The 24,449-nt window shown below is 63.5% G+C and carries 19 protein-coding genes; 8 read left to right on the top strand and 11 right to left on the bottom strand.

Going from position 1 to position 24,449, the window contains the following annotated elements:
• Positions 1-78: 78 nt before the first annotated feature.
• The 3 genes from GYK42_RS25400 to GYK42_RS25390 form a co-directional block, all read right to left on the bottom strand.
• Positions 79-687, bottom strand: a complete 609-nt coding sequence (locus GYK42_RS25400) for a chemotaxis protein CheB (RefSeq protein WP_166449750.1) — start codon at positions 685-687, stop codon at positions 79-81.
• A gap of 1 nt (position 688) precedes the next feature.
• Positions 689-1,513 carry a CheR family methyltransferase gene (locus GYK42_RS25395; RefSeq protein WP_200899269.1) on the bottom strand — a complete coding sequence of 275 codons (825 nt, stop codon included), beginning with the start codon at positions 1,511-1,513 and terminating at the stop codon, positions 689-691.
• A 138-nt stretch (positions 1,514-1,651) separates the two neighbouring features.
• Complete coding sequence (locus GYK42_RS25390; protein WP_166449749.1) at positions 1,652-2,638, bottom strand: aldo/keto reductase; 987 nt, start codon at positions 2,636-2,638, stop codon at positions 1,652-1,654.
• Between the two features lie 89 nt (positions 2,639-2,727).
• Here GYK42_RS25390 and GYK42_RS25385 point away from each other — a divergent pair, with 89 nt between their 5' ends.
• Together GYK42_RS25385 and GYK42_RS25380 are read left to right on the top strand one after the other, a co-directional pair.
• Positions 2,728-3,618 (top strand): LysR family transcriptional regulator, encoded by an 891-nt coding sequence (locus tag GYK42_RS25385; protein ID WP_240943814.1) that lies wholly within the window; start codon positions 2,728-2,730, stop codon positions 3,616-3,618.
• 68 nt (positions 3,619-3,686) lie between these two features.
• The gene (locus GYK42_RS25380) at positions 3,687-4,196 is read left to right on the top strand and encodes a GAF domain-containing protein (protein WP_166449768.1); all 510 of its coding nucleotides are present in this window, start codon (positions 3,687-3,689) and stop codon (positions 4,194-4,196) included.
• Here GYK42_RS25380 and GYK42_RS25375 read toward each other — a convergent pair whose 3' ends face one another.
• Both GYK42_RS25375 and GYK42_RS25370 read right to left on the bottom strand, forming a co-directional pair.
• A complete protein-coding gene (locus tag GYK42_RS25375; protein ID WP_166449748.1) occupies positions 4,197-4,784 on the bottom strand; it encodes an O-methyltransferase in 588 nt (195 codons plus the stop codon).
• Between the two features lie 38 nt (positions 4,785-4,822).
• Positions 4,823-5,713 carry a DMT family transporter gene (locus tag GYK42_RS25370; RefSeq protein WP_166449747.1) on the bottom strand — a complete coding sequence of 297 codons (891 nt, stop codon included), beginning with the start codon at positions 5,711-5,713 and terminating at the stop codon, positions 4,823-4,825.
• Positions 5,714-5,814: 101 nt separating this feature from the next.
• Here GYK42_RS25370 and GYK42_RS25365 point away from each other — a divergent pair, with 101 nt between their 5' ends.
• Both GYK42_RS25365 and GYK42_RS25360 read left to right on the top strand, forming a co-directional pair.
• Positions 5,815-6,594, top strand: coding sequence for an AraC family transcriptional regulator (locus GYK42_RS25365; RefSeq protein WP_166449746.1), 780 nt, complete (start codon positions 5,815-5,817; stop codon positions 6,592-6,594).
• A gap of 81 nt (positions 6,595-6,675) precedes the next feature.
• The gene (locus GYK42_RS25360) at positions 6,676-9,138 is read left to right on the top strand and encodes a tetratricopeptide repeat protein (protein WP_166449745.1); all 2,463 of its coding nucleotides are present in this window, start codon (positions 6,676-6,678) and stop codon (positions 9,136-9,138) included.
• Here GYK42_RS25360 and GYK42_RS25355 read toward each other — a convergent pair.
• The 4 genes from GYK42_RS25355 to GYK42_RS25340 are packed head-to-tail and all read right to left on the bottom strand — an operon-like array spanning position 9,135 to position 11,660.
• A complete protein-coding gene (locus GYK42_RS25355) occupies positions 9,135-9,782 on the bottom strand; it encodes an FABP family protein (protein WP_034750633.1) in 648 nt (215 codons plus the stop codon). The two genes, GYK42_RS25360 and GYK42_RS25355, sit on opposite strands and share 4 nt — an antisense overlap.
• 56 nt (positions 9,783-9,838) lie before the next feature.
• Entirely contained in the window at positions 9,839-10,237 is a 399-nt protein-coding gene (locus GYK42_RS25350; RefSeq protein ID WP_166449744.1) for a hypothetical protein, read from the bottom strand.
• A 2-nt stretch (positions 10,238-10,239) separates the two neighbouring features.
• A complete protein-coding gene (gene map / locus GYK42_RS25345; RefSeq protein WP_166449743.1) occupies positions 10,240-11,043 on the bottom strand; it encodes a type I methionyl aminopeptidase in 804 nt (267 codons plus the stop codon).
• A gap of 17 nt (positions 11,044-11,060) precedes the next feature.
• Positions 11,061-11,660: a TetR/AcrR family transcriptional regulator gene (locus GYK42_RS25340; RefSeq protein WP_046685830.1), complete on the bottom strand. Its 600-nt coding sequence runs from the start codon at positions 11,658-11,660 to the stop codon at positions 11,061-11,063.
• A gap of 123 nt (positions 11,661-11,783) precedes the next feature.
• Between GYK42_RS25340 and GYK42_RS25335 the strand changes: the two genes are divergently transcribed.
• Positions 11,784-13,298 carry an AMP nucleosidase gene (locus GYK42_RS25335; protein WP_070221052.1) on the top strand — a complete coding sequence of 505 codons (1,515 nt, stop codon included), beginning with the start codon at positions 11,784-11,786 and terminating at the stop codon, positions 13,296-13,298.
• A gap of 411 nt (positions 13,299-13,709) precedes the next feature.
• Positions 13,710-16,232: a TonB-dependent receptor gene (locus GYK42_RS25330; RefSeq protein ID WP_166449742.1), complete on the top strand. Its 2,523-nt coding sequence runs from the start codon at positions 13,710-13,712 to the stop codon at positions 16,230-16,232.
• A 134-nt stretch (positions 16,233-16,366) separates the two neighbouring features.
• On the opposite strand, the gene GYK42_RS25325 is transcribed toward GYK42_RS25330, so the two are convergent.
• Positions 16,367-16,837: a DUF1854 domain-containing protein gene (locus GYK42_RS25325; RefSeq protein WP_166449741.1), complete on the bottom strand. Its 471-nt coding sequence runs from the start codon at positions 16,835-16,837 to the stop codon at positions 16,367-16,369.
• A gap of 2 nt (positions 16,838-16,839) precedes the next feature.
• Positions 16,840-19,110, bottom strand: coding sequence for an ABC transporter ATP-binding protein (locus tag GYK42_RS25320; protein ID WP_166449740.1), 2,271 nt, complete (start codon positions 19,108-19,110; stop codon positions 16,840-16,842).
• A 467-nt stretch (positions 19,111-19,577) separates the two neighbouring features.
• Between GYK42_RS25320 and cphA (GYK42_RS25315) the strand changes: the two genes are divergently transcribed.
• Positions 19,578-21,755: a cyanophycin synthetase gene (gene cphA, locus GYK42_RS25315; RefSeq protein ID WP_166449739.1), complete on the top strand. Its 2,178-nt coding sequence runs from the start codon at positions 19,578-19,580 to the stop codon at positions 21,753-21,755.
• 70 nt (positions 21,756-21,825) lie between these two features.
• Positions 21,826-24,396 (top strand): cyanophycin synthetase, encoded by a 2,571-nt coding sequence (cphA, locus tag GYK42_RS25310; RefSeq protein WP_166449738.1) that lies wholly within the window; start codon positions 21,826-21,828, stop codon positions 24,394-24,396.
• The last annotated feature ends 53 nt before the right edge of the window (positions 24,397-24,449 follow it).

The following is a 24,449-nucleotide window of genomic DNA, read 5'->3' as shown; positions in this document are numbered from 1 at the left end:
AGACGCCATCGTGTTTCGATATGGACATAAACATTGTTTCAATTCTCACATATATTACACGCACTACACCACTCCCATTCACTTGTGTTCGCCGTTGCCCAGCAATGCCAGGCTGGCGGCCATTTGCGGCAAATCGAGCACGTGGTCGGCGCCAGCCCGCTTGAGCGCGGCCGCCGGCATGATGCCACAACTGGCCCGCTGCGGGTCTTGCACCCAGGCACTGCCGCCCAGCTGCCGCACGCGCGCCAGGCCCGCCGCGCCATCGGCCGAAGCACCCGTCAGGATGATGGCCAGCATGGCGCGCCGGTAAGCGAGGGCCGCCGTTTCCAGCAAGACGTCGATCGAGGGGCGCGAAAAATACACGGGCGCTTCCTGCGACAGGGAAAAACAGCCATCGGGCTCCACTTGCAGGTGGTAGTCGGGCGGGGCGAAATACACGACGCCCGCTTGCAGCGGTTCCTTGTCCTGCGCCTCGCGCAAGGGCAGCTGGCAACGTTCCGCGTACAGCTGCGGCAACTGGCTCGAGCGGCCCGGCGCCAGGTGCAGCACCACTACGACGGCCGCGCGGCACGTGGCGGGCAAGGCGCGCAGCACGATGCCCAGCGCTTCCACGCCGCCGGCCGAGGCGCCGATGGCGATCAGGCGCAGGCCGGCGGGCGGTGGCACGACGTCGCAGCTTGGCAGCATGTCAGGCACGCTGGAAGATGCGTTCGGCCGGGCTCAGCTCGTTGAAGCTGTCCGCATGGCGGCTGAAATGCAGGCTTTCCTTCATGCCCAGGCCCAGGAAGCCCCGGTTCACCAGCGCTTCGTGAAACAGGCCCAGGCTGCGATCCTGCAAGTCTTTATTGAAATAAATCATGACGTTACGGCAGGAAACCATGTGCACCTCCGAAAACACGCTGTCCGTCGCCAGGCTGTGGTCGGCGAAGACGAACTGGCGCCGCAAGCGCCGGTCAAAGATGGCGCCCTTGTAGGCGGCCGTGTAATAGTCGGACAGCGAGCGCTTGCCGCCCGCCAGCTGGTAATTCTCGCTGAACTGGGCGATGCGCTCGACCGGATAAATACCCGCTTCGGCGGCGGCCAGCGCTTCCACATTGATGTCGGTCGCGTAGATCATGCTGCGCTCGAGCAAGCCTTCCTCTTCCAGCAAGATGGCCAGCGACCATACCTCTTCCCCGCTGCTGCAGCCGGCCACCCAGATCTTGATCGAGGGATAGGTGTGCAGGATGGGCACGACTTTTTCGCGCAAGGCGCGGAAATACGCGGGGTCGCGGAACATCTCGCTCACTTGCACCGTAAAAAACTGCAGCATCTGCGCGAACATGGCCGGCTCGTGCAAGATGCGGTCCTGCAATTGCGACAGACTGGCGCAGCCGAAGCGCTCCATGGCCTGGCGCATGCGCCGGCGCAGGGACGCCACGGAATAATCGCGGAAATCGTGCTGATAGCGCAGCAGTATTCCCTCAAGCAATAACTTCAGTTCTATATCGAAAATATCGTCATCTAACAACATCCACCTCATCGGATACCTGAACATTGAACGGCGTGCAAAGCGCAGCGCGCAGTCACTGCCAAATGCTAGCAGATCGCCGGCAATTATCCTGCAGAGAAAGTTTCAGTTAGGTACGCTGGCGTACACTCGCGCGTTTTTTCAAACATCCACGCCCTTCATGCCCTCGTCCGTATAGCGCGCACCCGCCGCCATGCCCAATGGAAAAGCGGCGTTCATCGTCGCCAGTTCGGCCCCATCCAACCGCACGGCCAGCGCGCCGAGGTTGTCGTGCAAATACGCGATGCGCTTGGTGCCGGGAATGGGAATGACGTCGTCGCCTTGCGCCAGCAGCCAGGCCAGCGCCAGCTGGGCCAGGGTGCAGCCTTTTGCGCGGGCCATGTCCCTGACCTGCGCGACGATGGTCTGGTTGCGCGCCAGGTTCTCGGCGGCAAAGCGGGGATTGAAATGGCGAAAGTCGCCCGCGTCGAGGCTGGCCGCATCGGCGATGGCGCCCGTGAGGAAACCGCGCCCCAGCGGGCTGTAGGCAAAGAAACTGGCGCCCACGTCGCGGCAGGCGGCCAGCACGCCCTGCTCCGGTTCGCGCGTCCACAGCGAGTATTCGCTCTGCACGGCGGCCACGGGGCAGATCGTCGCCGCGCGCCGCAAGGTGGCGGCGCTCACTTCGCACAGGCCCACGGCGCGGATCTTGCCCTCTTGCCGCAGTTGCGCCAGCGCGCCCATCGACTCTTCCAGTGGCGTCTCGAGGTTCAGGCGGTGCAGATAGAACAGGTCGATGGCCTCGAGTCCCAGGCGCGCCAGCGACGCTTCGCACGCCTGGCGGATGTAGGCGGGAGAATTGTCGACGCGGCGCGCATAACTGCCCGCCTCGCGCGCCAGGCCGCACTTGGTGGCGACCAGGGCCTGGCCCGGGTGGCGTGCCAAAAAGCGCCCCAGCAATTGCTCGTTATGGCCGAAACCGTAGGCATCGGCCGTGTCGAACAGGCTCACGCCCGCCGCCAAGGCCGCTTCCAGGGTGGCCAGCGATTGCGCCTCGTCCGTGGCGCCGTAAAATTCCGACATGCCCATGCAGCCCAGGCCCAATGCCGAACTGTTCATGCCGCTATTGCCGATGCGTCGCTGTTGCATGCTGCTCTCCTCAGTTGTTGACTCGATGCCGCCAGTCTGGACCGCGCCGGGTGACAAGGGAATGCCCGATTTCGTGATACCTTTCTGGTATGAGAGCCCTCGACACCCATGCCTTGAGCCTGTTTTGCGCCGTCGCCCGCTGCCTGAACTTCCGCCAGGCGGCGGAGCAATTGCACATGACCCAGCCGCCATTGTCGCGCGCCATCAAGGGGCTGGAAGACAAACTGGGCGCGCGCCTGTTCGAACGCGACACGCAGGGCGTGGCCTTGACGCAAGCGGGACGCACCCTGCTGCCGCAGGCGCTGCACATCCTCGATTTGCTGGAGACGGCGCAGCAATCGTTGCGGCAAGACAGCGCACCCGCGCGCCTGCGCCTGGGCTTGACGAGTTCCGTGGCGGCCGGCCTGTTCCGGCCGCTGCTCGCGGCGCTGGAGGGGCAACTGGGCAATGTCTGCCTGGAACTGACGGCCGCTCCCTCGCCGCGCCTGGTCGCGGCCGTGCGCAAGGGGCAGCTTGATGCGGCCCTGCTTGCCTTGCCCAGCGCCACGTTCGAGCTGGCCGTGCAGCCGCTGGCGCGCCAGTCCATGATGCTGGCCCTGCCCGCCGGCCACCGGCTGGCGAAGAAGCGCAAGCTGAGTCTGTCTGACATCGCTCAGGAACCCGTCTACTGGTTCGAGCGGGCGCGCCAGCCCGCCTTCTTCGACCATTGCCAGCAAGTGTTTCGCCGCCATGGTTTCGCGCCAATATTCTTGCGCGAAGCGCCCGACCACCATGTGCTGCTCGACGACGTGGCCGCCGGCAAGGGCATGGCCCTGCTGGCCGACTCGTTCCGCGCGCTGCGCCTGGCTGGCGTGGCCTACCGGCCATTGGCGGAGGGTGAAGAATTGGCGGCCGGCATCGGCCTGGCCTGGCAGCCTGATGCCGGCCATGCGGCCCTGCCCCTGCTACGCCAGCTGGCACAGCAACACCTGAAAAAGTGAGCGCCACACACGGATGACCTGAACACGCTACCATGTCGCCTTCCCCATTTTCAAGCGCCACCACGACCATGACGTTTACCATCAGCGACGCCGCCTACGGCACCGATACCCCCGCCGCCAAGCAAGCCATGTATGCGGACTTGCGCTCGCAGCTGCAAGGTCTGCTGTCGGGAGAGAGCGATTTCATCGCCAATACGGCCAACTTCAGTTCGCTGGTCTTCAACACCATGCCGGGCCTCAACTGGGCCGGCTTTTATTTCCTCAAGGGCGAGGAACTGGTGCTGGGACCGTTCCAGGGCAAGCCGGCCTGCATCCGCATCAAAAAGGGCCGCGGCGTGTGCGGCACCACGGTGGTCGAAGGCAAGTCCATCGTCGTGCACGATGTGCATGCGTTTCCCGGCCACATCGCCTGCGACGTCAATTCCCGTTCCGAGCTGGTGGTGCCCGTGTTTGCCAACGGCCAGATCATCGGCGTGTTCGACCTCGACAGCCCGTTGATCGGCCGTTTCGACGACGTCGACGCGCAAGGCGTGGAATCCTTGGTGCGCGTGCTGGAAGCGGCTATCGTTGCCGAATAATCAGTTGCCGGCCTTGACGGCGATGAATTCGCCTTTGCCGACAGTGGCCAGGCACGTCGTGTAGCGGCTGTCGGCGCGCACGGCCTCGATGAAGTCGGCCATGTCAGCGTAATGCGAACTGGCGTTGTCGACCACCAGCACGCCGCCGGCCGCCAGCGCGCGGTCCAGCTGTGGCCACCACTGCGCGTATTGCTGGCGGGCGGAATCGAGGAAGATGAAATCGTAGGCGCCGTCCGCCGCATCGCGCAGCACGTCGCCCGCGTCCGCCAGCAATTGCCCGATCACGCCCTGCAATTGCGCGCGCACGAAGTTGTCGTGCGCCATGTCGAACTTGTCCTGCGCCTTTTCCACCGTCACGACCTTGCCGCCCAGCGCCTGCACGGCGCGCGCCAGCCACAGAGTGGAATAACCATTCGAGGTGCCGATTTCCAGTACCCGCCGCGCGCCGCGCGCGTGCACCATCACGGCCAGCAATTCACCCGTGTCGCGCGTGATATTGAGCATGCGGCTGGCGCGCGCCGTGTGCGCCGCATCGTTGCTGTTACCAAATGCTTCCAGTTCACTCAACAGTGTATCGATGCTGGGCATGGCGCCTCCTTGTTCAAAACACCAGCATAGCAAAAAAACTAGATGCTGGCGCGGCGCAGCGGACGTTTCAGGTACTGCACCATCGCCACGCCCAGCAGCGTCACGCCGCCGCCGATCACATCGTAGCTGTGCAAGGTTTCACCGAGGAACAGCATGGCGATGATCACCGTGAACACAGGCAGCAAGTTCATCAAGGTCGTCGCGCGGCTGGGGCCCAGCTTGGCCAGGCCATGCATCCATAAAAACGGCGCGATGATGGAGGCGGGGATGCCGGCAAACAGCACCAGCGGCAGGCCGGCGCTGGTGACGGGCGGCGCGGACTGGCTCAGGTAATACACGAACAGCACGGGCACGGCGCACCACACCTGGATCAGCAGCGAATGCCAGTTATTCAGGGGAATCTTCCAGCGCTTGAGCAGCACGCCATAGCCCGCATACGACAGACACGCCAGCAGCATCAGGGCGTCGCCGACGGCCGCGCCATGGGCGATCAGGGCGGCGGGATCGCCATGGCTAAGCAAGTAAGCAAGTCCCAGCAGCGACACGACACCGCCAAACACGCCGCCCACGGTGGGCGTCTCGCCGAGCAGCAGCACGGACAGGCCCACGGCCAGCAGCGGCATCAGCGAGGCGAGGATGCCCATATTGGTCGCCGTCGTCGTTTGCGCGGCGATGTAGGCGAGGCACTGGTACATGACCATGCCCAGCATGCCCAGCACAAACAGCTTGCCCAGATACGGCCGCACCACGGCCCGCTGCTTCCACACGGCGCGGCCGAACACGAGCGCCAGCAGCACGCCAGCCAGCAGCCAGCGATAGAACGAGATGGCGGCCGGGTCAATCACGCCGACAGCCATCTTGCTGACGATGGTGTTGATGGCCCAGATCAGCACGGCGATCACGGGTAACAGATAGTGCTTGGCTTGCATGCGGCGGACTCCAGTATTCAAGACCGCCATTTTCGCATAGTCCGATTCCATGGATATAATGCATACCAGACAAACGATGCAAAGAACAGGACAAAAACACCATGGCCAGCAACCAGCATTTCCCCGCTGTCTCCGACGCCCTGCCCTATCCCGTGTATTTCCGCCTCGACGATTACCACGCGCACCAGCAATTCGATTACCAGAGCCATCCGTGGGGACAGCTCACGTATTGCTCCACGGGCGTGATGGAAATCATGGTGGCGGGCCAGCGCTACCTGTCGCCGCCCCAGTACGCCGTATGGATACCGCCCGAGACCTTGCACGACGGCTATATCCGCCAGGATGTCGTGTTTCACTCCGCCTACATCGATGCCAGCCTGTGCGCGCAACTGCCGGCGCAGCCGTGCGCGCTGGTATTGAGTCCCCTGCTCAAGGCCATACTCGGCGACTTTGCCGGGCGCAACGTCACCACGCCCGCCACGGAAGCCGACCAGCGCCTGGCGCAAGTGCTGGTCGACCAGCTGCAGCTGGCGCCGTGCAGCCGCAACTACCTGCCAGGCAGCGACGAGCCCGTCATCGCGGCACTGCTGGCCGCCTTGCAGGCGGAGCCGGGCAGTAACCGCTCACTGGCCGAGTGGGCCGCGCAACTGCACGTGACCGAGCGTACCCTGGCGCGCCGCTGCCAGCGCGAACTGGGCATGCCGTTCGGCGAATGGCGCCAGCGCCAGCGCTTCCTGGCCGCCCTGCCCCTGCTGGAACAGGGAGAAACCGTGCAGGCGATCGCGCTGGAACTGGGCTACAGCACGGCTTCCGCATTCATCGCCATGTTTCGCCGCCAGAGCGGCGGCACGCCCGACCAGTTCCGCCGCGGCCTGCGCTGAAAAAGCGGGTCCGCTTTGTCATGCTTTGTCATATTGGGATGCTAAAATTCAAACATCTTTCCAGAGAGAAAAAGGACGCGCATGAACCCCAGCACCGACACGGCCACCGATATCCAGGGCAGCGAGGACATGCCCCAGGCATCAGCAACGGCCGTGACGGCGCCAGCGCCCATCCAGCTCGACAAGGAAGAGATACCCACGGTGCTGGGCAAGCTGCGTACCCTGGTGCAGGACAAGACGCGTTTCGAACCGCAGGACATCACGCCGCTGGGCGAGGAAGACGTGCTGCAGGAGTTTTCGCTGCAGGCGAACTATGCGCTTGAGGCGCGCTTCGAGCAGCGCGTCATCAATGGCTATTTCACGCCAGCGGGCAATGACTGCCGCTGCGGCTCCCATGAAGTGGGAGCGCTCGCTCACGCGCAGGAGAAGGAAAGGCTGCGCCGCGCGGCGGGCAAGCTCGACAATGCCTTGCGCCAGGCAGGCCAGGCCTACAACGGCGTCGAGGCGGGCGTCTACCTGCCGCACGCCGTCAAGTACTGGCACCTGGACACCTGCGGCAACTGCCATGGAAAAGGCCGTATCGGCTGCCACACCTGCCACGGCCTGACGACGGAAACGTGCTGGAACTGCCACGGCGGGCGCACCGTCAGCTGCGACGCCTATGGCTGCTATGGCAGCGGCAAGGTGTCGTGCTCGTATTGCAGCGGCAGCGGCACCGTGTCCGAACAAGTCACCGACTACATCACGGTGCAAGTGCCCACTACCACCTACAGCAACGGCAGCTCGCACACCAGCTACCACAGCGAAACGCGGCCCCAGTACCGCACCGAATACCGCTCTTGCTACCATTGCAGCTACGGCAAGGTCAGCTGCAACACCTGCCACGGTTCCGGCAACATCAATTGCGGCACCTGCCGCGCCAGCGGCAGTGTCACTTGCCGCACCTGCAGCGGCGTGGGCGACTTGCGCTGCAACCCGTGCGACGGTTCCGGCAAGGTGGGCACGGCGGCCTGGATCGACGTGCACGTGGCGCCCGGCTACAGCGTCAGCCTGCCCAAGCAGGCGCCCGACGACGCGCGCCGCATCCGCGACAAGGAGAGCGTGCACTCACTGGCCGCCATTGCCAGCAGCCTGGGTCTGGCGAAAGTGAGCATTTACAATGAAGACCAGCCGCAGGAAGTCGACGCCCTGTATGCGGGCAAGCTGCGCATCGTGCGCCTGGACGCATCCTGCAACGGGGAAAAGCACCACCTGGTGGCGTACGGCACGGACTTGCGCTGGCTGACCCTGGACGACATCGTGGAAAAGCTGCTGCGCGGCGACCTCAAGGCGCTCAGCGATGCACTGGCCGGCAGCTTGGATGACGGCCTGTTCTCGGCCCACGTGCAAGGCTTGCTCACGCCGCTGCGCGACGTGGCCGCCTCGGAACTGAATGCGGACGTGATCGAATCGGTGCTCAGCGGCGACGCGGACCACGCGCACATCGACGTCGTCTCGGCCGACTATGCCAACAACGTGCGCACCTGCGTGCTCGGCGCCTTGCGCCAGGTCTACACGCGGCTGGCCAAGCAGTTCTGGTGGAAAAGCGCGCTGGCCGCACTGGCCGCCGCCATCGCCACGTGGTACTTCGCAGGGCGCGGTGCGGCCGCCGTCGCCGGCTTGCTCGTCACGTGCGCCGGCTACTGGCTGTTCAACCGCAAGGTGAAAGCCGTGCTGAGCGAGGCGCTGGGCGGCGAGCGGCAAGCCGAACGGGCCATGGGCATCGCCGGCAAGGGCCGCCGCAACCAGCTGGCGCAGGTGCTGATCCTCGCGCCCGCCAGCCTGGCCGTGCTGGCCGCCAGCTATGGCTTGCCCGTGCGCGTGCGCCCGGCTGCTCCACCGCCGCAAACGGCCATGGCCTCGGCGCTCGTCGCGCCCCATGCGCCAGCCCCCGTGCCGCAAGATGCGAGCAGCGCCAAGGCCGTCAAGCTGTACGAAAATGGCGACAAGGCGCAGGCGCTGGCCATGCTGGAAAGCCTGGTTGGCAAGGGCGACGCCGGTGCGTATGGCCTGTATGGCTGGATGCTGCTGATGGGCGAAGGCAAGCCCGGCCCCGTCACCGCGCCGACGGCGCAGCAACGCGAAGCGCGCCAGGTGGCCGCCAAGCCCCTGATCGGCAAGGGACTCGTGAAGAACGACAGCTATGCGCTGACGGCGAAAGGCGTGATGCTGGCCGAAGGCTGGCAGGAACCGCGCAACATGGCGCGCGGCCTCGATTTGCTGAAACAGGCCGCGAACAAGGGCAATGCGCAAGCCATGCACTTATTGGGCCTGTACCACGTGCGCGGCTACCAGATTCCCGTCAACCACAAGGAAGCGCGCAAATGGTTCACCCTCGCCGCCGACAAGGGCAGCGCGGGCGACATATACAACCTGGGACTGATGGACTGGGAAGGCGCGGGCTTGAAACGCCCGGACCGCGCCAGCGCCATGCAGCGCTGGAAGATCGCCGCCGCCATGGGAGAAGAACGGGCCATCAAGGCGGTGGCGCAAGGCAAACCTTAAGCTGCCGCCGCCAGCGCCTGCAAGGCCATCGGATTCGGCGTCGGCTCGGCGATTTTCGTCAGCAGGTTGCGGTCAGTGTGATGGAACGGTTCGTCCTTGCCGCGGATCAGCATGACCGTGTCTTCATCGTAGCCCCACGTGCCATCGGCGTGGATATCGACCTTGATGCGGTATTCGACGGTGGTGAACGCGTGTTCGAGGAAGGGATTCGAGCAGATGCCGTACGCCGTCGAATCGCGCTTGGCTACCAGTTCGAAACTGGTGGCGTCCGCCGTCGTCGTGCCGGACGCCATGGCGATCTGGCCGCGCGGGATGGCCAGGGTCTGGATCACGGCGCCCGTGGCCGGCTCCCACAGCCAGTAGCCCACCTGCTCATGATACGTCTTGACTTGATCCGGCTTGGTGATGTGGATGTAGTAGCGCAAACCATAGAACAGTTGCGGACCGTTGGTGACGGGGTCGATCGGCTGCAGTTCAATGCGCTCGACGAAGGCCTGCTTGCGCGGGCCGTCCGCCTTCGGCTTGACGTCCAGGCCCCGCGTGCCCGTCCAGATGCCGGCCATGCCCGTCAAGGGGCCCAGGTTGTTCAGGGTGTGCACGTCGGCGGACGGCTCGGTGTAGATATCTTCGGGAAAATCGCTCATGCGTAAGTCTTCAAAATGGGGCAACAGTGCTTGCCGCCATTGTAAGACGTGCGCTGCTATCTGGGAAAGAGCGCGATGTGGCGTTCGATGAACAGCAGGGCCGCGGCGGCCAGCGCGGGGCGCTGCGTGTCAAACACGACTGCATCGCGCGCTTGCAGCAGATTGGCGGCCACCTCTGGCAGGTCCAGTACGCTAGCGATGAGCGCCGCCACCGCGCCGATATTGGCGTACAGGGCGCTGTCAAAACCTTCCCAATCCACATAGGCCAGCCACTCGGCCAGCATCACCACCTTGGACACGGGCGGCGCCAGGGCCGCGATACGTTCTGTGCGCAGCACGCTGTCGTCGCGAATGCCTTCCTGCTGCAGCACGGCCAGCGCCACGTGCTGCAGCGCGTCTTCGGCGTCGTGCCGGTGACGCTCCAGCAGGCGCTGCGTCAGGCTGGCGCTATCCATCGTCAGACCAGGGGATCGGTCAAACCGGTCAGGGTAAAGATTTCAAAACCCGTTTCCGTCACGGCCAGCGAATGCTCGAACTGCGCCGACAGCGAACGGTCTTTCGTCACCGTCGTCCATTTGTCGGGCAAGACCTTGACCTGGTAGCTGCCCACGTTGAGCATCGGTTCGATGGTAAAGATCATGCCCGGTTCCAGCACGATGCCCGTGCCGGCGCGGCCGTAATGCAGCACTTGCGGCGTGTCGTGGAAGACCTGGCCCACGCCATGGCCGCAGAAGTCGCGCACCGAGGAAAAGCCCTGCGCCTTGGCCACCGCTTCGATGGCGGCGCCCACGTCGCCCAAAGTAGCGCCAGGGCGCACGGTGTGGATGCCGGCCATCATGGCTTCATACGCCGTGTTGACGAGGCGGTTGGCCAGGATGGAGACGGCGCCCACCTTGAAGGTGCGGCTGGTGTCGCCGAACCAGCCGTTGAACTTGGGCGTCACGTCGATGTTGAGGATGTCGCCCACTTTGAGGATCTTGGTATCCGACGGGATGCCGTGCGTGACCACGTGATTGACGGAGATGCAGCTGGCGTGCTTGTAGCCGTGGTAGTCGATGGTGCCGGGGATGGCGCCGGCGGCGCGCATGAACTCTTCGCACAGGGCGTCGAGCTTGGCCGTCGACACGCCCGGTTTCACGAAAGGCGTGATGTAGTCAAGCGTGTCGGCGGCGATGCGGCCGGCCGCGCGCATGCCGATGAAACCTTCTTCGTCGTGCAGGGGGATTTTCTTGCCGTGTTCAAGCTGGGTGGAATAGCGCATGGGGATTCTTTTCTTTGTTAGTGTGATGTGGTGTGGGCGGCCCAGCCGCGCACGGCGTCGTGCGAAGCGCGCAGCATGGCGTCGACGCTGGCCGGTATCGGCCGCTCCTGGGTCAGGTAAGGCTTGACGACGGCCACGGGCGCGTCGATCAGCACGAATTTGAGCAGCATGTGATCGAGGTCCAGTTCCGTCGTGGCGGGCATGGCTTCGGCGCAGCGGACAAAGCAGGCGTCGAGCGCGGCCTGCTCCTCTTCCACGGCGGCCAGCAATTCCTCGCTGAGGCCGTTGCTGAAATCGGGGCTGTCCGCGCATTGCAGCAGGAAGCGCGCATACACGGGCTTGCGCCGGCACCAGTCCAGCAAGCCATGCACGCCGGCCCACGTATCGCCGCCAAGCCAGCGGCTGGCCACTTCCTCGCGAAAGTCGCTTTTCACGCGCAGCCAGGCGCGCGCCAGGATGGCGTTGCGCGAATCGAAGCGGTGATATACGGAGCCGATGGGCGCACCGGCCTTGACGGCAATGGCGGCCATCGAGACGGCGCCCACGCCGCACTGGGCGGCGACGGCGATCGCGCTGTCGATGAAGTTGTTTTCGTTGAATTTGGCAAGTCTGACCATTCAAATAGAATACAGATTCTATTTGAATCCGTCAAGCGGCCCGGCTCACTGAGAAACACGTCCAACGCGACCGGCCTTGCTGCCTTACAATGGCATGCACGAACCGCCACAAGGAGAATCCGCTTGCTTACGCCCCCCTTCATCGCCTCCTCCCGCTTCGACGATCCACGCCTGGCGCTGGAACAAGTGCAAGCCATTTACCGCAGCAGCATCGAACACTTGCGCGACGCGCTGCAGCGTTTTGTCGCCGGCGAAGACATGCACGAAAGAGTGCGCGCCTGCTACCCCTTCGTGCGCATCCAGACGGATACCGTGGCGCGCGCCGACTCGCCGCTGGCCTACGGTTTTGTCGCCGGCCCCGGCGTGTTTGAAACCACCTTGACCCGCCCCGACCTGTTTGGCGATTACTACCTGGACCAGTTCACCCTGCTGCTGAAAAACCATAACAGCGGCCAGAAGGTGCACCTGGAAGTGGGCGTCAGCGCCCAGCCCATCCCCGTGCATTTCTCGTTCGCCGAACATGACCATATTGAAGGCAATATGGACGCGGGCCGCCGCCTGGCCATGCGCGACCTGTTCGATCTGCCCGACCTGTCGGCCATGGACGACGGCATCGCCAACGGCACGCATGAACCGGCGCACGGCGAAGCGCAGCCGCTGTCGCTATTCACGGGCCCGCGCGTCGATTACTCGCTGCAGCGCCTGCGCCACTACAGCGGCACCTCACCGCAGCACTTCCAGAACTTCGTCCTGTTTACCAATTACCAGTTCTACATCGACGAATTCATCCGCCTGGGCCACGCCATGATGGACCGCGCACCCGATGCGGCCGCGCCATCGGACGACGACGGCTATGTCGCCTTTGTCGAACCGGGCAACGTCGTCACGCGCCGGGTCGGCCAGACGGTCGAGAGCGAGGATGCGCTGGGCGCCGCCCCGCCGCGCCTGCCGCAGATGCCCGCCTACCATTTGCTGCGCGCCGATGGCAGCGGCATCACCATGGTCAATATCGGCGTGGGACCGGCCAACGCGAAGACCATCACCGACCATATCGCCGTGCTGCGCCCGCACGCCTGGCTGATGCTGGGCCACTGCGCCGGCCTGCGCACCACGCAAAGCCTGGGCGACTACGTGCTGGCGCATGCGTACGTGCGCGAAGACCACGTGCTCGACGAAGATTTGCCGCTGTGGGTACCGATCCCGCCGCTGGCGGAAATCCAGCAGGCGCTGCAAACGGCCGTGGCGGAAATCACCCAGCTGACGGGCCATGACTTGAAACACATCATGCGCACGGGGACGGTGGCCAGCACGGACAACCGTAACTGGGAACTGCTGCCGCAGCGCACGCCGGAGCGCCGTTTCAGCCAGAGCCGCGCTATCGCGCTGGACATGGAAAGCGCGACCATCGCCGCCAACGGCTTCCGTTTTCGCGTGCCCTACGGCACTTTGCTGTGCGTCAGCGACAAGCCGCTGCACGGCGAAATCAAGCTGCCAGGCATGGCCAACCACTTCTACCGCGAAAGGGTCGACCAGCACCTGCGCATCGGCATCCGCGCCGTGGAACTGCTGCGCCGCCAAGGTGTGGACCGGCTGCACAGCCGCAAATTGCGCAGCTTTGCGGAAGTGGCGTTTCAGTAACAGCCGCCTTTGCCAATGCCAGCCGCCCTCTCCGGGCGGCTTTTTTTTGCCCGGCCCCCTACCTTACACGGCGTAAATGTCGTCACAAAAAAACAACAGCTGTCTAGACAGGCAAGGGGCAAACACCAAACTTTCAACGATCATTTTGCCTAATTACAAATTTAATTTATTTAACAATTGAATTTTGGTACTTTCCTGCCTGACACAAATAAAATTCATCCACCTTCATTCTCGTTTGTGCCATGCGCATGCGCAAATATCCGGCATTTCTTGACAGTCAAGATCAAAAAATGGTCTGATGAATTGCAAATTTAAAATACTAAATTTGTAAACATGGTCATTTTGAAAATAATTTCAAATAGCTAAATAAAACCCTAGGGAAACTTAAGTTTCCTAGTTGGAGGATAGACAATGATTGAAAAGAAATTAAGCAAATCCTTGCGCATGATGTTTGCCGGCACCTTGATGATGGGCGCAGGCTTCATGCACCAAGCCGTCCAGGCGCAGGAAGCCAAGGCTGACGAGAAATTGCAGCGCGTGGTCGTCACAGGTTCCGCCATCAAGCGCGTGGATGCGGAAACCGCCGCACCGGTGGAAATCTACAGCAAGAAAGATATCGAGCGCACGGGCGCCACCAGCGTCGCTGAGCTGGTGCGCAACCTGGCATCCATCGACATCAATGACCAGGGCGAACTGAGCGCCAGCTCCCCATCGGGTTCGGGCACCACCAACATCAAGATGCGCGGCTTGAGCGAACGCAACGTGCTGATCCTGCTGAACGGCCGCCGCCTGCCGACCAATGCGCTGGCTGACGGTTCCGGCGCAGGCGCCGCGGTCGACGTCAACGCCATTCCGCTCAGTGCACTGGAACGCATTGAAATCCTGAAGGATGGCGGTTCGGCCATTTATGGCGCCGATGCCGTTGCCGGCGTGATGAACTTCATCACCAAAAAGAATTACCAGGGCCTGGAAGCGAAAACCAGCTATGGCCAAAGCTCGCGCTCGGATGCCAAGGAAAAGACGGCCAACCTCGTCTACGGTTTTGGCGACTATGACACCCAGGGCTTCAACGTGCTGGCCACGGTCGACGTGTTCAAGCGCGACCCGATCTACCGCAAGGACCGCGACCTGACCAGTTCCGCCGACTTCCGCCGCTTTGGCGGTCCGGATGGCCGCAGTGGCTACCATCCTAGCGGCAATATCAGCGGTGGCGGCACCCTGGTGCCTTGCCCGGCAGGCGATATGAGCCCGGACGGCTGCCGTTTTGACGTCAACAAGACCTTGCTGACCTCGACCAATGGCGCCGACCGCGTCAGCGGCATGCTGATCGGCAGCCTGAAGATCAGTGACAGCATCCGCGCGTTCGCGGAATTTACCTATTCCGAAAGCAAGGACGACTTCTCGTCCCAGCCTGCGCCAGGCAACTTCAAGGTCGGCAACCAGACCGTTGCCGGCCGCTTCATGCAAATGGGCCCGCGCCAGACCAACCGCAAGGGCACGATGACCCAGTTCTCGACGGGCCTGGAAGGCACGACGCGCGGCATCGACTGGGACGTGGCCATCGGCAAGGGCGTGAGCAAGGCCACCAACCGCGATTCGAACTATGCACACTACGACCTGTTCAACGAAGCGATCGAGAATGGTTCGATCAACCCGACCCGCACCGACAATCCGCAGGCAGCCGTCGACAAGATCCGCCTGACGCCTACGCGCGCCGGAAAGTCGGAACTGACCTTCTTCAACGCCAAGGCGTCGGCGCCGATCATGGACCTCGCAGGCGGCGCGATGGCTTACGCCGTCGGCGTGTCGTACAACAAGGAAACGCTGAGCGACCAACCGGACCAGAACCAGATCGATGGCGTGGTCTTCGGCAGCATCCAGCAGGCTGCCGTGAAGGCGGACCGCAATTCCAAGGGCATCTTCGGCGAACTGTCGATTCCTTTCCTGAAAAACGTCGAAGCGCAAGTGGCGCTGCGCTATGACGACATCTCGAATGTCGGCAGCAAGACCAGCCCGAAACTGGCCTTGCGCTACCAGCCGCTGAACAACCTGATGTTCCGCGGTTCGTATGCGGGCAGCTATTTGGCGCCATCGCTGAAACAGATGTACGGCGGCGTCGATGCGGGTGCCTACACGACCAGCGATGCGGATATCTGCAAAGCCTTCCCATCGATTGCCGGCAATTGCAAAAACTTCGCCTACTACCAGGTCTCCGGCTCCAACAAGGACTTGAAACCTGAAACGGGCAAGACCTATAACCTGGGTGTGGTGTTCTCGCCAGTGAACTCGCTGACAGCCAGCATCGACTTCTTCAAGATTAACAAAAAGAACGAGATCGGTACCCTGACGGAAACCAAGGCGATCGAACTGGGTAATGTGGAAATCAAGAATGGCGACGCGCGCATCCTGCTGAACAACCAGAACCTGGCCACGACAGAAGTGCGCGGTTTCGATACGGACCTGCGTTATACCTCGCCGCAAACGATGTTCGGCAAGTTTACGCTGCGCAATGCGTCCACCATCTACACCCGCATGGACACCCAGGACACGGCGACGGATCCAGAACAAAGCACGATGAAGACGTTCATGAATCCGAAGTACCGCAACACCTTCACGGCCAGTCTGGAAAAGGACAATATGTCGGGTACCCTGGTCATCCGCACGACGGGCGACATGATCGACTCGGACTTGCGCCGCGACGAAATCAAGCCGGGCACCCGCACGATTCCTTCGCACACGGAAGTGGATCTGACGGGCCAGTACGTGGCGATGCAAAACCTGACCTTCACGGCCGGCATCAAGAACCTGTTCGACAAGATGCCACCGTTTAGCGCGATGGGCGCCGGCAACCAGTACGGCACCCTGGGCTTTGCCCAGCTGTACAACGTACGCGGCCGTTACTTCTACATCGGCGCAGGCTACAAGTTCATGTAATGCAGCGCCATCCCCGGCGGCCTGAAACGGGCTGCCGGTACTGCCTTCGAAAGCCGCACTCTTGTGCGGCTTTTTTCATGCCCGCAGACGAAAAAAAACCGCTGCAGGCAGCGGTTTTCAAGACAGGGTCACGCTTACAGGAAGCGGTCGAGTATCTTGCGCGTCGTCTTGTCGATGTTGAACATGTCGCGTATCAGAAAGTGGATGCCGTGGTTATCGGCGATCAGGAGCGACGCGGCGCCGATGCGGCGGATGTCTTCCTCGCCTTTCAGCACGAACTGCGTCTCGCCGCGGTCCGTGTCGACATGCCAGGTGCATGGCGTGGCGAAGCTGGAGACGCTTTTCACGCGCGCGATTTCGGGCATGAATTCGCGCCCTTCCAGTTCTTCCTTCACCAGCGTGCGGGCCGGTTCCGGCAAGGTGTCGACATGGTCGATCCACGCCACTTCCTTGCCATTGCCCAGCACCAGCGAAATGCCTTCGTCGGGCGACTGGATGGGGAAGGCGCGCACGGGCGCCACGCCCTCAAAGACCTGGCCGTCCGCATCCGTCATCACCAGCTTGCCAAAGGTGTCGCGGCTTAATGTAAAAGTTGTACTGGCCATGCTTATTCCTTGTCATCCAGGGCGAGTTCGTTGTTGCGCGCCTGTGCTTCGTAGAGGCGGAAATAGGCGCCCTCTTTCGCCATCAATTCATCGTGGCTGCCCACTTCGACGACCTGGCCGCGGTCCAGCACCACCAGGCGGTCGGCACGGTGCAGGGTCGACAGCCTGTGCGCGATGGCGATCGTCGTGCGGCCCTGCACCAGGTTGTCCAGCGCCTTCTGGATTTCTTTTTCCGTTTCCGAGTCGACCGACGATGTCGCTTCATCCATGATCAGGATGCGCGGGTCGATCAGCAGGGCGCGGGCGATCGAGATGCGCTGGCGTTCGCCGCCCGACAAGCCCTGGCCGCGCTCGCCCACCATCGAATCGTAGCCTTGCGGCAGGCGCAGGATGAATTCATGCGCATGCGCGGCGCGCGCGGCGGCGATGATTTCCTGGCGCGTCGCGTGCGGCTTGCCGTAGGCGATATTTTCCGCGATGGTGCCGAAGAACAGGAACGGCTCCTGCAGCACCAGGCCGATGTTGCGGCGGTAGTCGGACACGGCGAACGAGCGGATGTCTACGCCGTCGAGCAAGATCGCGCCTTCCGACACGTCGTAGAAACGGCAGATCAGGTTGACCAGGGTGCTCTTGCCCGAACCGCTGTGGCCCACCAGGCCGATCATCTCGCCCGCCTTGATGTTCAAGGTGATGCCGCGGTTGACGGCCCGGTTGCCGTAGCGGAAACCGACTTCGCGCAGGTCGATGCGGCCTTCAATCTTGTCCAGTTTCACGGGTTGCGCAGGTTCCGGCACGCTCGACACGTGATCGAGGATGTCGAAGATGCGCTTGGCGGCGGACGCCGATTTCTGCGTCACGGAGACGATGCGGCTCATCGAGTCGAGGCGGCCATAGAAGCGCGTGCTGTAGGCGATGAAGGCGGTCAGCACGCCGACGGTGATTTCGCCGCGCGACAGCTGCCAGATGCCGAAGCACCAGATGACCAGCAAACCCATCTCCGTCAGGAACGACACGGTGGGCGAGAACAGCGACCAGACTTTATTGAGCTTGTCGTTGACGGCCAGGTTGTGCGCGTTGGCGTCGCGGAAGCGGGCCGCTTCGCGTTTTTCCTGCGCAAACGCCTTCACCACGCGGATGCCGGGAATCGTATCGGCCAGCACGTTGGTCACTTCGCTCCACACGCGGTCGATCTTTTCAAAGCCCGTGCGCAAGCGGTCGCGCACCAGGTGGATCATCCAGGCGATGAAGGGCAATGGCGCCAGGGTCATGATGGCCAGCCACGGGTTCATCGACCACAAAATGACGCCCGTCATGATGATCATCAGCACGTCGGAAGCGAAATCGAGCAAATGCAGCGAGAGGAAGACGCAGATGCGGTCGCTGCCGCTGCCGATACGCGCCATCAGGTCGCCCGTGCGCTTGCCGCCGAAAAATTCCAGCGACAGCTTCATCAGGTGTTCATACGTGGCCGAGCGCAAGTCGGCGCCCATGCGTTCGGACACCAGGGCCAGCACATAGGTCTTGCCCCAGCCCAGCAGCCAGGCCAGCAGGGCCGAACCAAGCAAGCCGCTCATGTAGTACACCACCAGCCACGGGTCGATGTGCTTGCCGTTCTGATACGGAATCAGCACATTGTCCATCAGCGGCGCCGTCAGGTACGGTGGAATCATGTGCGCGGCGGTGCTCAGCAGCATCAGCATGAAGCCCAGGGCCAGCTGGCCACGGTAGGGGTGAGCGAAGCGCCACAGGCGGAACAGGGTCCAGGTCGATGGCGGCGTGTGCAGCACCTTGGCGCAGATCGGGCATTCTTCCTGCTCCGGCTCCAAAGGCGCCTTGCAGCTGGGGCAGACTTCCTGCTCCGCTTCCAGCACGGGCTGGCCCGTCAGGTGGCTGTCGAGGCGCTCGACGAACTGTTCCAGCACGCGTATCGCATGCAGGTTCTGGCCCAGGGTAAAACGCCACGACGCCAGGCGGCCGTGGTCATCGAACAGTTCCAGGTGGCCGACGCCGGCGTGGTCATGGTGCGTCAGGCGCAATCCGTGGCGGAAAGACCAACTTTTCCAGGTGGTATCGCCCGGCGAACGGGCCAGCAAACGCTTCTCGGTGACAACTATTATGCCTTTTGTGAAACGTAATCGCGCATCGAGGTCAACCTCAACGCTACTTAAAACGTTCTCCCCTGGAGAAAGGTTGCTCTCCACTTCCGCCAGCCAGTGTTCCGGCAGCGAGGTGAGGGGAATAGTTGTTGCAGGAACACTCAGTTCAGTTGTCATCGTAAAGCATACTCCGGCTCGAGGCCAAGCCCTTCAGGGCGGGATTTGGGGGATGGGGCAGACGCCCGATCAATGTTTGTGTACTGCGCGATGGCGAGGTAGATGCACCAGTGGCAATTTCCTGTATTGTATCGAATGGATGCCTGCCGGTAAGGAATGATGGCAAAACGGCGCAAAAAAACCAGCGTCCGTCGTACAGGAGCAAGTATACAACAGCCCGCTGTTGCGCAAATGCTCCAGCTTTAAGCAGAGTCGGTATCTTTATAACAAGTATGGCAACAATTAGTAACAATTAGAATGACAACACCAGCAGAATAAGGGCAGCAAACGCGACAAGAGGCCGCTAAAAGTGGCACACTGCGCATACCCGGGATAAAGAACCAAGCACGAGCCTGAAAAGACTCTGTAGAGCCAACATAAAGTATCTGGCGCCCAGACGCCTGGCTTGTTATCAAGAAACCACTTACATGATCAAGAAGAAGAACATCGAATTTGCCCGCGTCACCCACTTGCGCGGCCCCAACATCTGGACTTACCGCCCGGTGATTGAAGCCTGGGTCGACATCGGCGAACTGGAAGACTATCCATCCAATACCCTGCCTGGCCTGTACGAACGCCTGGTGGCGTGGCTGCCCGGCATGATCGAGCACCGCTGCGGCGTGGGCGAACGGGGCGGCTTTTTCGAGCGCCTGCGCGAAGGTACGTGGTCGGCCCACATCCTCGAGCACGTGGTGCTGGAGCTGCAAAACCTGGCAGGCATGCGCACGGGCTTCGGCCAGACGCGCTCGACCAGCCAGCGCGGCGTCTACAAGATGGCCTTCCGCACGCGCGAAGAGCACGTGGGCCGCGCCGCCCTGGCAGCCGCGCGCGACCTGCTAATGGCCGCCATCAACGATGAAGCCTACGACCTGGAAGCGGCCCTGGCGCCGCTGCGCGACATGGTCGACTCGCGCTGCCTGGGCCCGAGCACGGCCAGCATCGTCGATGCGGCCACCGAGCGCGGCATCCCATCGCTGCGCCTGAACGACGGCAACCTGGTGCAGCTGGGCCATGGCGCCGCCCAGCGCCGCATCTGGACGGCCGAAACGGACCGCACCAGCGCGATTGCCGAAGGCATCGCCAGCGACAAGGATCTCACCAAATTCCTGCTCAAATCGTGCGGCGTGCGCGTCCCTGAAGGCAGCCTGGTGCGCAGCGCCGAAGCGGCCTGGGAAGAAGCGCAAGACATCGGCGTGCCCGTCGTCGTCAAGCCGTATGACGGCAACCATGGCCGCGGCGTGTCGCTGAACCTGATGACCGAAAGCGACGTGAAGGCGGCCTATGCACTGGCGGCGCGCAAGGGCGACAGCTCGGCCGTGCTGGTGGAAAGCTTCATCACGGGCGACGAACACCGTTTGCTCGTGGTCGGCAACAAGCTGATCGCGGCCGCCAAGGGCGAATCGCTGTGGGTCGACGGCGACGGCGTCTCGACCGTGCTGGAACTGGTCAACACGCAGATCAATACCGACCCGCGCCGCGGCGAAGGCGAGGACTTCCCATTGGGTACCGTCAAGCCGCACGAATCGGGCGAAATCGTGCTGGAACTGCAGCGCCAGGGCATGACCGCCCTGTCCGTGCCGCAGGCCGGCCAGAAGGTGCTGATCCAGCCGAATGGCAACGTGGCCATCGACGTCACGGACGACGTGCATCCTTCCGTCGTGCATGCGGCCCTGCTGGCCGCCAGAGTCGTTGGCCTGGATATCGCCGGCATCGACCTGGTCACCACCGACATCACGCGTCCTTTGGCAGAGCAGCGCGGCGCCATCATCGAAGTCAATGCCAGCCCTGGCCTGCTGGCGCACATCAAGCCGGGCGTGGGCCAGCCCCGCCCTGTTGGCGCGGCCATCGTCGACCACCTGTTCGCAGCCGAGGAAACGGGCCGCATTCCGCTGATCGGCGTGACGGGCACGCGCGGCGCCAGCCTGATCGTGCGCATGCTGTGCAAGCTGCTCAACCTGTCGGGCCTGCACACGGGCGCCGTCTGCAGCGAAGGCATGTACCTGGACCAGCGCCGTGTCGTCAGCAGCGATTGCGTGAACTGGGACGCGGGCCAGCGTTTGCTGCTCAACCGCACCGTGCAGACGGCCCTGTTCGAGAGCAATCCGCGCATGATCCTGGCCGAAGGCCTGGCCTACGACAAGTGCCAGATCGGCGTCGTCACGGACATGGGCAGCCTCGATAGCGTCAAGGATTTCGACGTGCTGGACGAAGCGGGCCTGTACAAGGCCGTGCGCAGCCAGGTCGACGTGGTGGTGCCGACAGGCGTGGCCGTGCTCAACGCCGCCAACGCGCACGTGCTGGAACTGGCCGAACTGTGCGACGGCACCGTGACCCTGTATGCGCAGGATGGCGGCTTGCCAGCCATCGCGGCGCAACTGGCCGCCGGCCAGCGCGCCGTATTCGTGCGCGGCAACCACATCGTGCTGGCCGAAGGCGGCATCGAAACGGTGCTGCTGTGCCTGGATCTGCTGAAACCGGCCACGGCCGGCAATGTCGACAGCGTGCTGGCCGTCGCGGCCGCCGCCTGGGCCCTGAACCTGCCCGTCGATTTGATTTGCGCAGGACTGCGCACCTTTGACGCGGCTCCCGGCTGCATCGGCAACTAAGGCAAAGCAGCACTCAAGCCCGGCCAGGACGGCCGGGCCCACAAGAACACAACAGGATTACGGTTTAATTATGGAAGTATCTCGCGTACGGGCCTTGCGTGGCCCTAACCTCTGGAGCCACGACACCGCCGTGGAAGCCATTGTTTCCTGCACCACGCAGGAACTCGACATCGCCCAGCTGCCCGGCTTCGAAGCCCGCCTGCGCGCACTCTTTCCGCAACTGAGCCCGCTGCAACCGCTGGGTAATTACAACGCCGCGCCGATGGCGCAGGTGCTGGAACTGGCGGCGCTGGGCCTGCAGGCGCAAGCCGGCTGCCCCGTCACCTTCAGCCGCACCACGCCGACCCTGGAAACGGGCATCTTCCAGGTCGTCGTCGAATACTCGGAAGAAGCCGTCGGCCGCCTGGCCCTGGAACTGGCGCAGCAGCTGTGCCGCGCCGCGCTCGACGATGCGCCGTTCGACCTGGCCGGCGCCCTGCACCAGTTGCAGGAACTCGATGAAGACGTGCGCCTCGGTCCATCGACGGGCGCCATCGTCAACGCCGCCGTGGCGCGCAACATCCCGTTCCGCCGCCTGACCGAAGGCAGCCTCGTGACGTTCGGCTGGGGCAGCAAGCAGCGCAAGATCCAGGCCGCCGAAATGGACGGCACCAGCGCCATCGCCGAAGCCATCGCGCAAGACAAGGAACTGACCAAGAAGTTGCTGGACTCGGCCGGCGTGCCCGTGCCGCAAGGCCGCGTCGCCATCGATGCGGACGACGCCTGGGCCGCCGCCTGCGAGATCGGCCTGCCCGTCGTCGTGAAACCAAAAGACGGCAACCAGGGCAAGGGCGTCACCGTCAATGTCACCACGCGCGAACAGCTGACGGCCGGCTTCATCGCGGCGCAGGAATTCCGCGACGATATCCTCGTCGAACGCTATCTGCCGGGCCACGATTTCCGTTTGCTCGTCATCGGCAACAAGATGGTGGCGGCGGCCCGCCGCGACCCGCCGCAAGTGGTGGGCGACGGCCAGCATACGGTGCGCGAACTGGTCGACCAGGTCAACCTGGATCCGCGCCGCGGCAGCGGCCACGCTACCTCGCTGACGAAAATCCGCTTCGACGACATCGCCCTGGCCAGCCTGGCCAAGCAGGGTTATGTGGCCGACTCCGTGCCGCCCGTGGGCCAGCGCGTGATCCTGCGCAATAACGCCAACCTGTCGACGGGCGGCTCGGCCACCGACGTCACCGTCGACGTGCATCCGGAAGTGGCGGCGCGCGCCGTCGCGGCCGCGCACATGGTGGGTCTCGATATCTGCGGCGTGGACGTGGTCTCCGACAGCATCCTGAAACCGCTGGAAGAGCAGAACGCCGGCATCGTGGAAGTGAACGCCGCACCGGGCCTGCGCATGCACCTGGCACCGTCGTTCGGCAAACCGCGCCCAGTCGGCGAAGCCATCATCGCAGCCATGTTCGCCGAGGGCGACGATGGCCGCATTCCCGTCGTTGCCGTCACGGGCACCAACGGCAAGACCACCACCGTGCGCCTGATCGCCCACCTGCTCACCACCTCGGGCCTGCGCACGGGCATGACCAATACGGATGGCGTGTACATCGAAGGACGCCAGATCGACAGCGGCGACTGCAGCGGCCCGCGCAGCGCGCGCAACGTGCTGCTGCACCCGGACGTGGACGCGGCCGTGTTCGAAACGGCGCGCGGCGGCATGCTGCGCGAAGGCCTGGCCTTCGATCGCTGCCAGGTCGCCGTCGTCACCAACATCGGCGCGGGCGACCACCTGGGCCTGAACTACATCACCACCGTGGAAGACCTCGCGGTCCTCAAGCGCGTGATCGTGCAGAACGTAGCCGACAGCGGTGTGGCCGTCCTGAACGCCACCGACCCGGCCGTGGCCCGCATGGCCAAGAATTGCAGCGGCACGGTGACCTTCTTCGCCGCCGACAAGACGCATCCCGTGATGGCCACGCACCGTGCGCAAGGCAACCGCGTCGTGTACGTGGAAGACGGCAAACTGGTCGCGGCGCAAGGCAAGGAACGCCACGAGATCGCCCTGTCGCAAGTGCCGATCACGCGCAACGGCGCCATCGGCTTCCAGGTCGACAACGTCATGGCCTCCTTGGCCGCCGCCTGGGCCGTGGGCCTGGACTGGAAAACCATCGCGCTGGGCCTGAAAACCTTTGCCAATGAAGCCGACAATGCGCCGGGCCGCTTCAACGTGTTCGATTACAAGGGCGCCACCCTGATTGCCGACTATGGCCACAATCCGGACGCCATCCTGGCGCTGGTGCAGGCCGTGGAAAGCATGCCCGCCAAGCGCCGCTCTGTGGTCATCAGCGGCGCCGGCGACCGCCGCGACGAAGACATCCGCCAGCAGACGGAAATCCTCGGCGCCGCCTTCGACGACGTGCTGCTGTACCAGGACCAATGCCAGCGCGGCCGCGCCGACGGCGAAGTCGTGGCATTGCTGCGCCAGGGCCTGGACGGCGCCAAGCGCACCAGCCATATCGATGAAATCAACGGCGAATTTGTCGCCATCGACAAGGCCCTGGCGCGTTTGAGCGAAGGCGATCTGTGCCTGATCCTGATCGATCAGGTGGAAGAAGCGCTGGCGCACATCGCCAAGCGCGTCGCCGAAGCGTAAGCGCAGCCTGACGGCATGCGAGGGCGGCCTGCGGGCCGCCCTTTTTCATCCCT

Source organism: Janthinobacterium lividum (assembly GCF_011601275.1).
GTDB lineage: Bacteria > Pseudomonadota > Gammaproteobacteria > Burkholderiales > Burkholderiaceae_D > Janthinobacterium > Janthinobacterium lividum_E.
Note: the sequence above shows the minus strand (reverse complement) of the source record. Positions and strands in the feature narration are given on the sequence as shown.